General features: G+C 68.6%; 14 protein-coding genes. 2 read left to right on the top strand and 12 right to left on the bottom strand.

The features are described from left to right. Positions 1 to 64: 64 nt before the first annotated feature. From ccoS to K7G82_RS07225, 11 genes are all read right to left on the bottom strand, one after another. Positions 65 to 214, bottom strand: coding sequence for a cbb3-type cytochrome oxidase assembly protein CcoS (gene ccoS / locus K7G82_RS07275; RefSeq protein WP_222989196.1), 150 nt, complete (start codon positions 212 to 214; stop codon positions 65 to 67). Beyond that, entirely contained in the window at positions 211 to 2334 is a 2124-nt protein-coding gene (locus tag K7G82_RS07270) for a heavy metal translocating P-type ATPase (protein WP_222989195.1), read from the bottom strand. Before K7G82_RS07270 ends, ccoS begins: the two co-directional genes overlap by 4 nt. Further along, positions 2331 to 2786: a FixH family protein gene (locus tag K7G82_RS07265; RefSeq protein ID WP_222989194.1), complete on the bottom strand. Its 456-nt coding sequence runs from the start codon at positions 2784 to 2786 to the stop codon at positions 2331 to 2333. The genes K7G82_RS07270 and K7G82_RS07265 overlap by 4 nt, the downstream gene beginning before the upstream one ends. After that, positions 2783 to 4234 carry a cytochrome c oxidase accessory protein CcoG gene (gene ccoG, locus K7G82_RS07260; protein WP_222989193.1) on the bottom strand — a complete coding sequence of 484 codons (1452 nt, stop codon included), beginning with the start codon at positions 4232 to 4234 and terminating at the stop codon, positions 2783 to 2785. The genes K7G82_RS07265 and ccoG overlap by 4 nt, the downstream gene beginning before the upstream one ends. Then, a complete protein-coding gene (ccoP, locus tag K7G82_RS07255) occupies positions 4221 to 5198 on the bottom strand; it encodes a cytochrome-c oxidase, cbb3-type subunit III (protein WP_222989192.1) in 978 nt (325 codons plus the stop codon). The genes ccoG and ccoP overlap by 14 nt, the downstream gene beginning before the upstream one ends. After that, positions 5191 to 5352, bottom strand: coding sequence for a cbb3-type cytochrome c oxidase subunit 3 (locus K7G82_RS07250; RefSeq protein WP_222989191.1), 162 nt, complete (start codon positions 5350 to 5352; stop codon positions 5191 to 5193). Before K7G82_RS07250 ends, ccoP begins: the two co-directional genes overlap by 8 nt. Beyond that, complete coding sequence (gene ccoO / locus K7G82_RS07245; RefSeq protein ID WP_222989190.1) at positions 5349 to 6083, bottom strand: cytochrome-c oxidase, cbb3-type subunit II; 735 nt, start codon at positions 6081 to 6083, stop codon at positions 5349 to 5351. The genes K7G82_RS07250 and ccoO overlap by 4 nt, the downstream gene beginning before the upstream one ends. Before the next feature lie 11 nt (positions 6084 to 6094). Then, entirely contained in the window at positions 6095 to 7762 is a 1668-nt protein-coding gene (ccoN, locus tag K7G82_RS07240; RefSeq protein ID WP_222989189.1) for a cytochrome-c oxidase, cbb3-type subunit I, read from the bottom strand. A gap of 27 nt (positions 7763 to 7789) precedes the next feature. Beyond that, complete coding sequence (locus tag K7G82_RS07235; protein ID WP_222989188.1) at positions 7790 to 8530, bottom strand: Crp/Fnr family transcriptional regulator; 741 nt, start codon at positions 8528 to 8530, stop codon at positions 7790 to 7792. A gap of 124 nt (positions 8531 to 8654) precedes the next feature. After that, positions 8655 to 8876: a hypothetical protein gene (locus K7G82_RS07230; RefSeq protein WP_222989187.1), complete on the bottom strand. Its 222-nt coding sequence runs from the start codon at positions 8874 to 8876 to the stop codon at positions 8655 to 8657. Between the two features lie 46 nt (positions 8877 to 8922). Continuing rightward, positions 8923 to 9729, bottom strand: a complete 807-nt coding sequence (locus K7G82_RS07225; protein WP_222989186.1) for an AraC family transcriptional regulator — start codon at positions 9727 to 9729, stop codon at positions 8923 to 8925. Between the two features lie 238 nt (positions 9730 to 9967). Here K7G82_RS07225 and pruA point away from each other — a divergent pair, with 238 nt between their 5' ends. Further along, positions 9968 to 11596, top strand: a complete 1629-nt coding sequence (gene pruA / locus K7G82_RS07220; protein ID WP_222989185.1) for an L-glutamate gamma-semialdehyde dehydrogenase — start codon at positions 9968 to 9970, stop codon at positions 11594 to 11596. Positions 11597 to 11646: 50 nt separating this feature from the next. Here the strand turns inward: pruA and K7G82_RS07215 are convergent, their stop codons facing one another. Next, the gene (locus K7G82_RS07215) at positions 11647 to 12612 is read right to left on the bottom strand and encodes a 2-hydroxyacid dehydrogenase (protein WP_222989184.1); all 966 of its coding nucleotides are present in this window, start codon (positions 12610 to 12612) and stop codon (positions 11647 to 11649) included. Between the two features lie 26 nt (positions 12613 to 12638). Here K7G82_RS07215 and K7G82_RS07210 point away from each other — a divergent pair, with 26 nt between their 5' ends. After that, positions 12639 to 13553: a kinase gene (locus tag K7G82_RS07210; RefSeq protein WP_246623372.1), complete on the top strand. Its 915-nt coding sequence runs from the start codon at positions 12639 to 12641 to the stop codon at positions 13551 to 13553. The last annotated feature ends 101 nt before the right edge of the window (positions 13554 to 13654 follow it).

The following is a 13654-nucleotide window of genomic DNA, read 5'->3' as shown; positions in this document are numbered from 1 at the left end:
GGCCGGCGATTCCCATCGCCGGCCTCTTTTTTTTGGGAGAAACACGGGGAACGGTTGCCCCCAGTCAGCGGGGTTCGTCCTCGTCGATCAGAATGCGGAGCGCGGCGCCGTCCATGTCGTCGAACTGGCCGCCGCGCAGCGCCCAGAAGAACGCCGCGAGCCCGGCAAGGCCCAGCGACAGCGCGATCGGGATCAACAGGGCCAGGCCGTTCATCGGGCGGCGCTCCTTAAACGTAAAGCATTGGCGACGACGATGATCGAGGATCCGGACATGGCGAGCGCCGCGATCAGCGGCGTCACATGGCCGGCGATCGCCAGCGGGATCGCGACCACATTATAGCCAATCGCGAGCACGAAATTCTGGCGCACCACACGCATCGTCGCGCGCGCCGCGCGGATCGCGATGGGCACGGACGCCAGCCCGTCGCCCAGCCACACCGTATCGGCGGCGCTCTGCCCGGCATCGCTGGCCGAGGCCGGCGCCATCGAGACATGGGCGGCGGCGAGCGCCGGGCCGTCGTTCAGCCCGTCGCCCACCATCAGCACCCTGGCGCCGCCGGCGGACAGCCGCGCGAGCGCGTCGAGCTTGTCCTGCGGCAGCATGCCGGTCTGCGCGGTCAGCCCCAGCGCGCGCGCGACCGGCAGCACGGCGGCGGCGCGGTCGCCCGACAGGATCGAGCTCTGGATGCCCAGCGCGGCCAATTGGGCGGGCAGCGCCTCCGCGCCTGGGCGCAGGCGATCCTCGAACAGGATCGTCACGGGTTCCTCACCCTCGATCCCGAAGCGGCAGGCCATCGCCTCCCCCGCCTCGTCCGCGCGGCCCAGCGCCACCGCCTCGCCTTCGAACAGCCCGCTCAATCCCATGCCCGGCGTTTCGCCGACCGCTTCCACCTGCGCGGCGGGAATGCCCTCGCGCTCGATCGCCTTGCGCAGCGCCTGGCTCAGCGGATGGCGGCTGTTGCGCGCAAGGCCCAGGATCACGCTTTTCTGCCGCCAGTCCAGCACGGAGAGGTTGACGGGTTCGGGCCGGCCGAGCGTGAGCGTGCCCGTCTTGTCGAACACCGCGCGATCGGCCTCCGCCAGCCGTTCGAGCGCGGACCCGTCCTTCACCAGCACGCCCGCGCGCATCAGCGCGCCGCACGCGACGATCTGGGACACCGGCACCGCCAGCCCCAGCGCGCAGGGGCAGGTGATGATGAGCACCGCCACCGCGATCATCAGCGACTGGTGCCAGCCGGCACCCGCCAGCATCCAGCCCGCGAAGCTGAGCAGCGCCAGCAGATGGACGGCGGGCGCATAATAGCGCGCCGCGCGATCGGCGAGGCGGACATAATGCGAGCGCGACTGGGTGGCGTTCTCCATCATCCGCGCGATATCTGCGATCGCGGTATCCGGCCCGGCGGCGGTGATCCGCACCGTCACCGGCGCGTCGATATTGAGCGTGCCGGCATGGACGGCATCGCCCTCCCCCGCCGCCCGCGGCGCGCTTTCGCCGGTGAGCAGCGCGATATCGAAGCGGCTCGCGCCCTTTTCGATCACGCCGTCGGCCGCCAGCCGCTCGCCCGCCGCGACGATCATCCGCATATTGGGCGCCAGGCTCTGCGCGTCGCGCCAGTCGGTGCCGCCGCTCTTGTTGAGCACGAGCGCGCCCGCCGCGCGATGCTTGAGCAGCGCGGTGACGCCGTCGCGCGCGCGATCGCGCATCACGCTGTCGAGCACGCGGCCGGTCAGCAGGAAGAACAGCAGCATCACCGCGCCGTCGAAATAGGCGTGCGGGCCGCTGTTGATCGTCTCGAACAGGCTGATCGCGCAGGTCAGCAGCACGCCGATCGCGATCGGCACGTCCATATTGGTGCGGCCGTGCCGAAGCGCGGTCCAGGCGGACTTGAAGAAGGGCCGCCCCGCATAGGCGACGGTGGGCAGCGCGATCATCGCGGAAAGCCAGTGGAACAGGTCACGCGTCGCGCCTTGCGCGCCCGACCAGACCGAGACCGACAGCAGCATCACATTCATCGACGCGAAGCCCGCCACCGCCAGCGCGCGCAGCAGGGCCCGGCTTTCGCTGTCAGCCGCCTCCGCCACGGCGTCGCCCAGCGGCTGCGCCTCGAAACCGAGCGCGCCGATCGCGTCGCCCAGATCGGGAATGGTGAGTTCGGGCAAATGGCTGATCGTCACGCGCCGCGTGGTGAAATTGACGCGCGCCGCCGCGATCCCGGCGGTCAGCGCCAGCCCGTCCTCCAGCTTGAAGATGCAGCCGGCGCAGTGGATGCCGGGCACGGAAAAGACGGTTTCGCTGAGCGGCGCGGCGCCGGCGGGACGATCGACCACGCTCATTTCAACGTCTCCATCGCATGAAAGTCCCGGCCGTCGCGGCTGATCGTGGCGTGCAGCAGCCAGCGCCCGGCGGGCAGCGGCCGGGTGGCACGTAGCCGGCCGGGCGCCACGGGCACGAAATCGATCGCGATATCGGGCGCGCGGCCCAATGGATGGCGCGCGGTCGCGGTGGCGTGCGCGCCCGGCGCGTCGAGATCGATCACGACATGGCGTTGCCCATCGAGCGACATCGCCACGCTCCAGCCCAGCGCCTTCTGCGCCGCCGCGTCCTTCAGCCAGCCGTTGAACTTCTGGCTGGCGACATAGCTGTTGTCGACGACGGTGCCGCCGAAACTGCCGATGGCGAGGCGCGCCATGGTGATATTGACCGCGATGACCACTGCGAAAAAGGCGACGAGGATCGCGGCCATATGGCGGCCGGTGAAAGGACGGGCCTTGAAGTGACGGATCATGGCGTGGCCTCCGGACGTTCGAACTGGGCATCGCCGCGGCCGCGCCCGCCTTCGGCGTCGAGCGCGCGGACGGTGAAGGCGAAGGGTTCGCGCACCGCGCCCGCCGCGCCCGCGCCGACGAACACGCGCTGCTTGGCGACACTGTCCGCCGGCACCTCGATGCGCAGCGTGCGCGTGGCCGCCGGGCGGGCGCCGCCCGTCCACAGCACCGCGCCCACCAGCCCGTCCATGCCGATCTCCACCGCGCGCGGGCGCGCTTCCATGTTGCGGACCTTGACGGTGAAGCTGTTGCGGATCGTGCCGTCGGCCAGCCGCACGTAGAGCGGGTTGCGATCCTGCTGCGCGCTGATGTCGAGCCGGGTGCGCGTGCCCAGCGCGAACAGCATCGCCGCGCCGATTCCCGTCCACACCAGCAGATAGGCGATGGTGCGCGGCCGCAGCAGCAGCCGGATCACCGGCCGCGCGGGCGCGCCCGCCCGTTCGCGGTCCGCATCCTCGGCGGAGGCATAGTCGATCAGGCCACGCGGCTTGCCGATCTGCGCCATCACCTTGTCGCACGCGTCGATGCACAACGCGCAGGTGATGCAGCCGATCTGCGGCCCTTCGCGGATGTCGATGCCGGTGGGGCAGACGGACACGCATTGCAGGCAGTCGATGCAGTCGCCGGTTTCGGCCAGCGTCGCCGTCTGCGTCTTCTTCAGGCCATGGCCGCGCGGCTCGCCGCGCCAGTCCTTATAGGTGACGATCAGCGATTTCTCGTCGAGCATCGCGGTCTGGATGCGCGGCCAGGGGCACATATAGACGCACACCTGCTCCCGCATGAAGCCGCCCAGGATGAAGGTGGTCGCGGTCAGCACCGCGATGCTGCCATAGGCGACCGGCGCGGCGTCGAGCGCGAGCAGATCCTTCAGCAAGGTCGGCGCATCGGCGAAGTAGAAGACCCAGGCGCCGCCCGTCGCCACCGCGATCAGCAGCCAGATGCCCCATTTGGTCAGCCGCTTCGCGATCTTGGCCGGCCCCCAGGGCGCCTTGTCGAGCCGGAACTGGGCGTTGCGATCGCCGTCGATGAAGCGTTCGACATGCTGGTAGAGATCGGTCCACACGGTTTGCGGACAGGCATAGCCGCACCATGCGCGCCCCACCGCCGAGGTGACGAGGAACAGACCGATTCCCGCCATCACCAGCAGCCCGGCGACATAGTAGAATTCGTGCGGCCAGATCTCGATCGCGAACATGTAGAAACGGCGATTGGCGAGATCGACGAGCACCGCCTGATCGGGCGCATAGGGGCCGCGATCCCAGCGCAGCCAGGGCGTGACGTAATAGATGGCGAGGGTGACCGCCATGATCGCCCATTTCAGGCGGCGATAGAAACCGTCGACCGCCTTGGGATAGACGGCCTTGCGCTTCTCGTAGAGCGACGGCGCTATATGCTCAGCGTTGGGCATCTGACTTCGCCGCATCCGCGAGCGGGGGTTTTGCCGCATCCGCGACGGGGGTCGCGGGCGCATCGGAGACGGGCAGCGCCCCCAGCGCGGGCAGCGCCTCTCCGCCGCCCAGCGAATGGACATAGGCGGCGAGCATCTTCACCGTCACCGGCCCCAGCTTCTCGCCCCAGCGCGGCATCACGCCGTAACGCGCGGTGGTGATGGTCGCGGCGATATCCTCGCGGCTGCCGCCATAGAGCCAGATCGGATCGGTCAGGTTGGGCGCGCCGAACTCGCGCAGCCCCTTGCCGTCCGCGCCGTGGCAGACCGCGCAATTCTCCGCGAACAGCGCCGCCCCCCGCCGCGCCGCCGCGCCCGGCTTCTCCTGTCCGGAGATCACGCGGACATGGGCGGCGAGATCGTCGACCTGCGCCGGCTTCAATATGCCGTCGCGGCCGAAGGCGGGCATGAGCGACATGCGCGTCTGATCATGATCCGGATTCCGGATGCCGTGTTCGATCGTATATTGCAGCGACTTGATGTCGCCGCCCCACAGCCAGTCGTCGTCATTGAGGTTGGGATAGCCCTTGGATCCCGCCGCGCCCGATCCGTGGCACTGGACGCAATGCACCTTGAACGCGGCGCGCCCACCCTCGACGGCGGCGTGCATCAGTTCCGGATTGTCGGGCAACCGGTCGATCGGGGTGGCGGCGAGCGCCAGCATGATCGGCGCGCGCGTCTTCGCCTCCGCCGCCATCTCCTTCTCGAAATCGCCGCGGCTCGACCAGCCGAGCGTGCCGCCGGTCGCGCGGTCGATCAGCGGCCAGGCGGGATAGGCGACGGTATAGCCGACCGCGAAGACGATGCTGGCGTAGAAGGTCCACAGCCACCAGCGCGGCATGGGGGTATCGAGTTCCTCGATCCCGTCCCATTCATGGCCCATCGTCTGGGTGCCGGTGGCTTCGTCGATGCGTTTTTCAGCCATTGTGACGATCCTCGAAGATCATGTGCGCCGCGTCGCGATGGCGGGCGGAAGCGCCTTTGCGAAAGGTCCAGCCGACAAAGGTGACGAAGAGCACGCTCATGAAGACGAGGCCCCAACTGTCGGCGAAGTGGCGGAGGGTGTCGTACAGGCTCATCGCGCCTGCTCCTGCGGGGCGGCGGCCTCGAAATCGACGAGCGTGCCGAGCATCTGGAGATAGGCGACGAGCGCGTCCATCTCGGTCAACTGGCCGGGCTTGCCGTCGAAATCGCGGACCTGCGCCTTGGGATAGCGATCCTTGAAGCCTTCGGAGTCGAAATCGGGATCGGCCTGCGCGCGCAGGTCGTCATTGGCCGCCTCGATCGCCTTGTCGGTATAAGGCACGCCGACCCGGTAGAGCGCGCGCAGATGCTGGCGCATGTCGCCCGCCTTCAGCTCGCGCTCCGCCAGGAACGCGTAGGAGGGCATGATCGATTCCGGCACCACCGATTGCGGATCCTTCAGGTGCTGGACGTGCCATTCGTCGGAATAGCGGCCGCCCACCCGCGCCAGATCGGGCCCGGTGCGCTTCGATCCCCATTGGAAGGGATGATCGTACATGCTTTCCGCCGCCAGGCTGTAATGGCCGTAGCGCTCCACCTCGTCGCGGAACGGGCGGATCATCTGGCTGTGGCAGTTGTAGCAGCCCTCGCGCATGTAGATGTTGCGCCCGGCCTGTTCGAGCGGGGTGTAGGGCCGCACGCCCTCCACCTTCTCGATCGTGCTGTCGATCCAGAAGAGCGGCGCGATCTCGACGATGCCGCCGATCGCGACCACCACCAGCGAGAGCGCGCCGAGCAGCGTGACGTTGCGTTCGATCTTCGCGTGGCTGAAGAATTTGCTCGCCATGACTGAGCTCCTTATTCGGCGGGAACGGCGGCCGGGGCCGGCAGCGGGCGATCCTTCGCGGGATCATAGGTGGCGTCGCGCATCGGCTTTTCGGCGCGTTGCCGGCCGGCGATCGTCATCCAGATGTTGAAGGCCATCACCAGCGCGCCGGCCAGGTAGAGCAGGCCGCCCGCCGCGCGGATCACGTACATCGGGAACATCGCGCTCACGACTTCGGAGAAGGCGTAGACCAGGTAGCCGTCAGCCCCGTATTCGCGCCACATCAGCCCCTGCATGATGCCGGCGACCCACATCGACGCGGCGTAGAGGACGATGCCCACGGTCGCGAGCCAGAAGTGCCAGTTGACCATGCGCAGCGAATAGAGCCGGCTGCGGCCCCACAGGCGCGGCGCCAGATAATAGAGCGCGGCGAAGGTGATCATGCCGTTCCAGCCCAGCGCGCCGGAATGGACATGGCCGATCGTCCAGTCGGTATAGTGCGACAGGCTGTTGACAGCCTTGATCGACATCAGCGGCCCTTCGAAGGTGCTCATGCCGTAGAAGGCGAGCGCCATCACCATCATGCGGATGATCGGATCGGTGCGGATCTTGTCCCATGCGCCGTTGAGCGTCATCAGGCCGTTGATCATGCCGCCCCAGCTCGGCATCCACAGCATGATCGAGAAGACCATGCCCAGCGTCTGCGCCCAATCGGGTAGCGCGGTGTAGTGCAGATGGTGCGGCCCCGCCCAGATGTAGAGGAAGATCAGCGACCAGAAGTGGATGATCGACAGGCGGTAGGAATAGACCGGCCGTTCGGCCTGCTTGGGCACGAAATAATACATCATGGCCAGGAAGCCGGCGGTCAGGAAGAAGCCGACGGCGTTGTGGCCGTACCACCACTGCGTCAGCGCATCCTGGACGCCCGCGAACGCACTGTAGCTCTTGGAGCCGACGATGCTGACCGGGATCGCCAGATTGTTGACGATGTGCAGCATCGCGATGGTGATGATGAAGGACAGGTAGAACCAGTTGGCCACATAGATATGCGGTTCCCGGCGCCGCAGCAGCGTGCCGCCGAAGACGAGCAGGTAGCAGACCCAGACAAGGGTGAGCCACAGATCGACATACCATTCGGGCTCGGCATATTCCTTCGCCTCGGTGACGCCCATGACGTAGCCGGTGGCGGCGAGCACGATGAAGAGCTGGTATCCCCAGAAGACGAAGCGCGCCATCGTCGGGAACGCCAGCCGCGCGCGGCAGGTGCGCTGGACGACATAGAAGCTGGTCGCGATCAGCGCGTTGCCGCCGAACGCGAAGATCACCGCCGATGTGTGCAGCGGGCGCAGCCGGCCGAAGCTGGTATATTCGATCCCCAGGTTGAGCGCGGGGAAGGCGAGCTGCAACGCGATGTAGAGCCCGGCGAGGAAACCCGCCAGGCCCCAGAAGACCGTCGCGATCACGCCCCAGCGGATCGGATCGTCGTCATAGACGCCCTCGTCCGCGGGCTTGGGCAGGATGCCGCCGGCCAGGGCGGCATAGTCCGCCCGTTTGAGCCCCGCCCAGAGCGCGATCATCGCGGCGAGGCCGACGATCACCATATGCACCGAGAAACCGGGATCGTGCGACAGCGCGAACCCCGCGATCGCGAGCAGGACGACAAGCATCCAGCCCCCGCTCTTCATCACCAGATTATCCATCGACCGGCTCCCTCTGCGCGGCGTTGTTCAATGCGGGCGGTGGCCCGGCTGTTCGCCGGCGATCGCCCGCAGCGTCTCCGCGTCGCGGATCTCGAAACTGTCGCGCGTCGGCAGCGCGATGATGTTGCTCGCCTTCAGGCGGCCGATCTGGCGGCTCACCGTCTCGATGGTGAGGCCGGCCAGGTCCGCCATCTGCCCGCGCGTGAGCGCGAAGGCGTGGCGCGGCGACGTGTCGCGTTCGGCGAAGGCGAGCAGCAGCGTGGCGACGCGCTCGATCGCGGTGCCGCGCGCGATCATCAGCAGCCAGCGGCGCGTGCGATCCAGATCCTCCAGCGCGCGTTCGAGCAGCGCGGCGCCCGCCTCCGCGCTGTCCTCCACGGCGGCGAGGAAGCTTTCGCGCGGGAACAGGCAGATCTCGACGGGGCCGAGCGCGATCGCGGAGAAGGCGCTCGCGCGATCGTCGATCCGGCCCAGGAAACCGCCCGGCCCGACGATATCGAGAATCTGTTCGCGGCCGTCCGGCGTGGTGGCGCTCAGCTTTACGACGCCGCTCAGCACATTGGCGACATGGCTCGCCGGCTCGCCCTGCCAGGTGATGGTCTGTCCCTTGGCGAGCGTGCGGCGGCGGCCATAGCGGTGCAGCGCCTCGCGCGCGTCATGGTCGAGCCGCCGGCACAAGGTGCCCACTTTCAGGACGCAGTCGTCACAGCCCGTCCGGGGGGTGGCGGGTGCCTGTGCCTGCGCGGCTGCCAGTGTCTCTGTGGTCATGATCCGGTCGCCCGGGGCCGCTCACACCGGTCGCGGTGTCGCTCCAGCCCCTCGGATCCGCTCATGATCCCGGCGCGGCTTTCCAGATATACGGAGTTTCCCCTACCGCCGCGGGCGGCCGCGTCTACTGGACGATGGGATGGCTCAGACGCAGCGTATCGAGCAGCCGTTCCACCCGCGCGACCTCGCCCGCGTTGCCGTCCGGCGTGATCGACCAGTTGCAGTGCGGATGGGTCGACAGGCTGTAGACGCGCACATCGCCGATCACGATCCGCCAGCGCCGGCGGTTGCCGCCCTCGCGCGTGAGCATGGTGACGAGAAGCTCCTGAAGGTCGCGCGCGGTCATCACCGCCGCCATGTGCCCGCCCGCCGGAACTTGCAAGACGGCGCGGCTATTCGCCCGCGAAGGATTCGACATAGCGGCTCGGCGAGCGGCCGAGCGTGCGGGTGAACATCTCGGTGAAGGCGCTGGCGCTGCCATAGCCGACATCGAACGCCACCCGCGTCACGCTCTGGCCCATCGCGAGCAGCGACAGCGCCTTGAGCAGGCGCACGTCGCGGACCCAGGCCGAAAAGGCCATGCCGGTCTCCTCGCGGAACGCGCGCGTGAAATTGCGGCGGCTCATCCCCGCCGCTACCGCCCAGCGATCGAGCGCCGCGTCCTGCGCGGGATCGTCGAGCAGCGTCCGGCAGATCCGCGCCAGGCAGGCGCGGCGCGGCATCGGCACCGACAGCGGCGTGACCGGGGTGCGGACGATCTCGTCGAGCAGCAGCGCGACCAGCCGGCCGTCGCGACCAGCCTCGTCATACAGCACGGGGATGCGCGCCGCCTCCAGGATCAGCTCGCGCAGCAGCTTGGACACCTCGATCACGCGGCACATCGACGGCAGCGATCGTTCGGCGGGATCGACATAGAGCGTCCTGAGCGAGACCGGCCCCATGCATCGCAGCGTGTGATCGATCCCCGGCGGCACCCACACCGCGCGCTGCGGCGGCACGATCAGGCTGAAATCGTCGGTGGTGACGGTCATCACCCCCTCCATCGCGTAGATGAGCTGCCCGCGCCGGTGCCGGTGGACCGGATCGAGATGGCCCGGCGGATAATCGTCGGCGAGGATCGCCACGCGCCGGGGCACATGCTGGCAATCGGCGGCCAGCTTGCCGCGCGCCCTGCCGCCGGTCTCCGATAGGCTCGTCATCCGATATCCGCTCCAGCCCCCCGATGCCATGCCATGCGATGCGGCGCCCTTATCGACGATCGCGGCGTCACCCGCCTTCCGTATCAGGACTAAGTTCGTCGCCGGCGGGTCAGAAAGGCCCGGATGCCGCGATATCCGGCCCGGCCGCATCGATATCCGCGCGAGACTTGACGGCGATGACGCGGCAGACTGGATGGGCGCCGGAATCGCTTTTTCGGCGCAGCGCAGGAGCCCATTGATGTTCGCAATCTCGCCTTCGATCGACGTCCGCAACGAACCGGTGCGCGGCTATGCGCCGGGATCGCCGGAGCGCGACAGCCTGCGCGCCGCGCTCGCCGCCATGGCGGGCGACCGGATCGAACTGCCGCTGGTGATCGGCGGCAAGCCGGTCACCACCGGCCGGCTCGAAGCCGCGATCAGCCCGCACGACCATGCGCATGTCCTGGCCGACGCGCATCTGGCGGGCGCGGACGAGGTCGGCCAGGCGATCGCCGCCGCCAAGGCCGCCTGGCACGATTGGTCGCGCACGCCGTGGGAGGCGCGGGCGCGCATCTTCCTGAAGGCCGCCGATCTCGTCTCCGGCCCGTGGCGCGACCGGCTCAACGCCGCCACGATGCTCGGTCAGTCCAAGACCGCGCCGCAGGCCGAGATCGATTCGGCCGCCGAGCTCGCCGATTATTTCCGCTTCAACGTGTCGTTCATGCTGCGCATCTATGGCGAGCAGCCGCTTTCGTCGGAGGGCGTTTGGAACCGGCTCGACTATCGCCCGCTCGAAGGCTTCATCTACGCGATCACGCCGTTCAACTTCACCGCCATCGCGGGCAACCTGCCCGCCGCCCCCGCGCTGATGGGCAATGTGGTGGTCTGGAAACCCTCCGCCACCGCCAAATATTCGGCGCATTTCGTGATGGCGCTGCTGCGGGAAGCCGGCCTGCCCGATGGCGTGATCAACCTGATCTATGGCGACGCCGCCGCGACGAGCGCGCAAATCCTGGCCGATCCGGAGCTGGCGGGCATCCATTTCACCGGATCGACCGGGGTTTTCGATGCGATCCTGCGCGACGTGGCGGGCCGGAAGTATCGCAACTATCCCCGCATCGTCGGCGAGACCGGCGGCAAGAACTTCACGCTCGCCCACCCTTCAGCGGACATCGCGGCGCTCGCCACCGCGATCATCCGGGGCGGCTATGAATATCAGGGGCAGAAATGCTCGGCGACGTCGCGCGTCTATGCGCCCCGTTCGCTCTGGCCCGCGCTGCGCGACCGGCTGGTCGCCGATATCGAGACGATCCGGGTGGGCGACGTCGCCGACTTCACCAATTTCATGGGCGCGGTGATCGACGAGAAATCATGGCACAAACAGGCGGCCGCGCGCGAGGCGGCGGAGCGATCGGCGAGCGAGACGCTGATCGCGGGCGGCGTGCCCGACATGCGCGTGGGCTATTTCGTGCCGCCGACGCTGATCGAGACCAGCGACCCGGCCTCGCGCTTCATGACGGAAGAGTTTTTCGGCCCGATCGTCACCGCCTTCGTCTATGAGGACGACGCGTTCGAGGCGATGCTCGACACGATCGACAAGGGCAGCGCCTATGGCCTGACCGGATCGATCTTCGCGCGCGACGCCGGCGCGATCGCCACCGCGCTCGACCGGCTGCGCCACACGGCGGGCAATGTCTATGTCAACGACAAGTCGGCGGGCGCCGTGGTCGGCCAGCAACCCTTTGGCGGCGCCCGCGCGTCGGGCACCAACGACAAGGCCGGATCGATGTGGAATCTGGCGCGCTGGATCTCGCCCCGCACGATCAAGGAGAATTTCGCGCCGCCGACCGATTATCGCTACCCGGCGATGCGGGCGGATCGGGGTTAGGATCTCATCGATGTCATTCCCGCGAACGCGGGAATGACAATCAGGGGATATCAAGCCACGCGATCCGCCGGTTCATCCTCCGCCAGCCAGGCGTCCAGATTGGCGAGCGCGCGCATGCCCATCGCCGCCCGCGCCTCACGCGTCGCGCTGCCCAGATGCGGCAGCATGACGAGATTGGGCGCGTCGAGCAGCGCGGGCGCGATGACGGGCTCGCCGACGAACACGTCAAGGCCGGCGGCGGCGATCGTTCCGGCGTGCAGCGCCCGGGCCAGCGCGCCCTCGTCCACCACGCTGCCGCGCGCGGTGTTGATCAGGATCGCGGTCGGTCGCATCGCCGCGAGTTCGGCCGCGCCGATGAAACGCTCGGTCGCGGCGCCGCCGGGCATGTGCAGCGACACCATGTCCGCCGCCGCCAACAGGCCGCCCAGCTCCGCCTCGAACCGCGCCTCCAGCGCCTGTTCGATCGCGGGATCGGCGCGGCGGCGGCTGTGATAGACGATGTCCATGCCCAGCGCCCGCGCCTTGTGCGCGGTCGCCTGCGCGATCCGGCCGAAGCCGATCAGCCCCAGCGTCTTGCCCGCCAGTTGCGTGCCGATCATGTGCGTCGGCCGCCAGCCCGTCCATCGCCCCTCGCGCAGCTCGCGCGCGCCCTCATCGGCGCGCCGCGCCGCCATCAGCATCAGCAGGATCGCGATCTCGGCGGTCGCGTCGGTCAGCACGTCGGGCGTGTTGGTGACGGTCACGCCGTTGCGGCGGCAGGCGTCGAGATCGATATGGTCGACGCCCGCGCCATAATTGCACAACAGCCTCACCCGCCGGTCCGGCCGGTCGAGCATGTCGGCGGTGATCCGGTCGGTCACCGTCGGGCAGATCACGTCGTGCCGGGCCATCGCGTCGCCCAGCGCCGCCGCCGTCATCGGCACGTCGGCGTCGTTCAGCGCGGCGCCGAAGCGTCCGGCCAGCAGCGCCTCTACTTCGGCGGGCCATTTCCGGGTAACGAGGATGGAAGCAGTCATCGCGTGATCCGGGCAGTGGAGGAATGATGGGCATATCGAGCGAAACCGCGGCCGCCGCAATACGCGCCGTCTTCGCCGCCGAACGCATCGCCCCCGCCGACGGCGCGGCGATCCTGCCCGATTATCTGGCGATCGCGGACTGGCTGCTGGCGAAGCGCGAAGCCGGAAGCGCGCCGCTGGTCCTGGGGATTTGCGGCGCGCAGGGCAGCGGCAAATCGACGATGAGCCTCGCACTCGCCGCCGCGCTCGATCAGGCGGCCGGGCTCAGGGTCGCCAATCTCTCGATCGACGATTTCTACGTGTCGCGCAGGATCCGCGCGATGCTGGCGGCGGATGTCCATCCGCTGTTCGCAGCGCGCGGCGTGCCCGGAACCCATGATGTCGGGCTGGCGATGGACGTGATCGCCAGCCTGCGCGCGGCCGCGCCGGGTTCGTCCGTCAAGCTGCCGCGCTTCGACAAGGCGCGCGACGATGTGGTGGCCGCCAGCGACTGGCCGGTCTTTTCCGGGCCGGCGGACGTGATCCTGCTGGAGGGCTGGTGCGTCGGCGCCCGGCCGCAGGATGAAGCCGCGCTCGCCGATCCCGTCAACGCGCTGGAGCGCGGGGAGGACGCCGAACAGCTCTGGCGAAGCGCGGTCAACGCCCGCCTCGCCGACGATTATCAGGCGCTGTTCGCGGAACTGGACCTGCTGCTGATGATCGCCGCCCCCTCGTTCGACGCGGTCTTCGCGTGGCGGCGCGAACAGGAACGCAAGCTTGCTGAGCGCATCGCCGCGACGGGCGCGGATGGCGGCGCGATCATGGACGACGCGGCGGTCGCGCGCTTCATCATGCATTATGAGCGGCTGACCCGGCACATATTGTCCGAAATGCCCGGTCGCGCGGACGGGGTGATGTCGCTCGACAACGACCGCGCGGTGCGGTCGCTGGTGCTGGGTTAGGGCTCGGACCGTCCGCGATTTTCTGGCGGGCGGCAGGCACGGGCCAAGCTTTGCGGGGGGACCATATCGCTCTCGCCACCAGATCCGTTCGGGCTGAGCTT

This window comes from Sphingomonas colocasiae, from assembly GCF_019880585.1.
GTDB lineage: Bacteria > Pseudomonadota > Alphaproteobacteria > Sphingomonadales > Sphingomonadaceae > Sphingobium_A > Sphingobium_A colocasiae.
This window is presented reverse-complemented; position numbering and strand designations above follow the sequence as displayed.

Coding starts and splice junctions, on each gene's coding strand:
- ccoS (WP_222989196.1), bottom strand. CDS start 214: ATGAACGGCCTGGCCCTGTTGATCCCGATCGCGCTGTCGCTGGGCCTT.
- K7G82_RS07270 (WP_222989195.1), bottom strand. CDS start 2,334: ATGAGCGTGGTCGATCGTCCCGCCGGCGCCGCGCCGCTCAGCGAAACC.
- K7G82_RS07265 (WP_222989194.1), bottom strand. CDS start 2,786: ATGATCCGTCACTTCAAGGCCCGTCCTTTCACCGGCCGCCATATGGCC.
- ccoG (WP_222989193.1), bottom strand. CDS start 4,234: ATGCCCAACGCTGAGCATATAGCGCCGTCGCTCTACGAGAAGCGCAAG.
- ccoP (WP_222989192.1), bottom strand. CDS start 5,198: ATGGCTGAAAAACGCATCGACGAAGCCACCGGCACCCAGACGATGGGC.
- K7G82_RS07250 (WP_222989191.1), bottom strand. CDS start 5,352: ATGAGCCTGTACGACACCCTCCGCCACTTCGCCGACAGTTGGGGCCTC.
- ccoO (WP_222989190.1), bottom strand. CDS start 6,083: ATGGCGAGCAAATTCTTCAGCCACGCGAAGATCGAACGCAACGTCACG.
- ccoN (WP_222989189.1), bottom strand. CDS start 7,762: ATGGATAATCTGGTGATGAAGAGCGGGGGCTGGATGCTTGTCGTCCTG.
- K7G82_RS07235 (WP_222989188.1), bottom strand. CDS start 8,530: ATGACCACAGAGACACTGGCAGCCGCGCAGGCACAGGCACCCGCCACC.
- K7G82_RS07230 (WP_222989187.1), bottom strand. CDS start 8,876: ATGACCGCGCGCGACCTTCAGGAGCTTCTCGTCACCATGCTCACGCGC.
- K7G82_RS07225 (WP_222989186.1), bottom strand. CDS start 9,729: ATGACGAGCCTATCGGAGACCGGCGGCAGGGCGCGCGGCAAGCTGGCC.
- pruA (WP_222989185.1), top strand. CDS start 9,968: ATGTTCGCAATCTCGCCTTCGATCGACGTCCGCAACGAACCGGTGCGC.
- K7G82_RS07215 (WP_222989184.1), bottom strand. CDS start 12,612: ATGACTGCTTCCATCCTCGTTACCCGGAAATGGCCCGCCGAAGTAGAG.
- K7G82_RS07210 (WP_246623372.1), top strand. CDS start 12,639: ATGGGCATATCGAGCGAAACCGCGGCCGCCGCAATACGCGCCGTCTTC.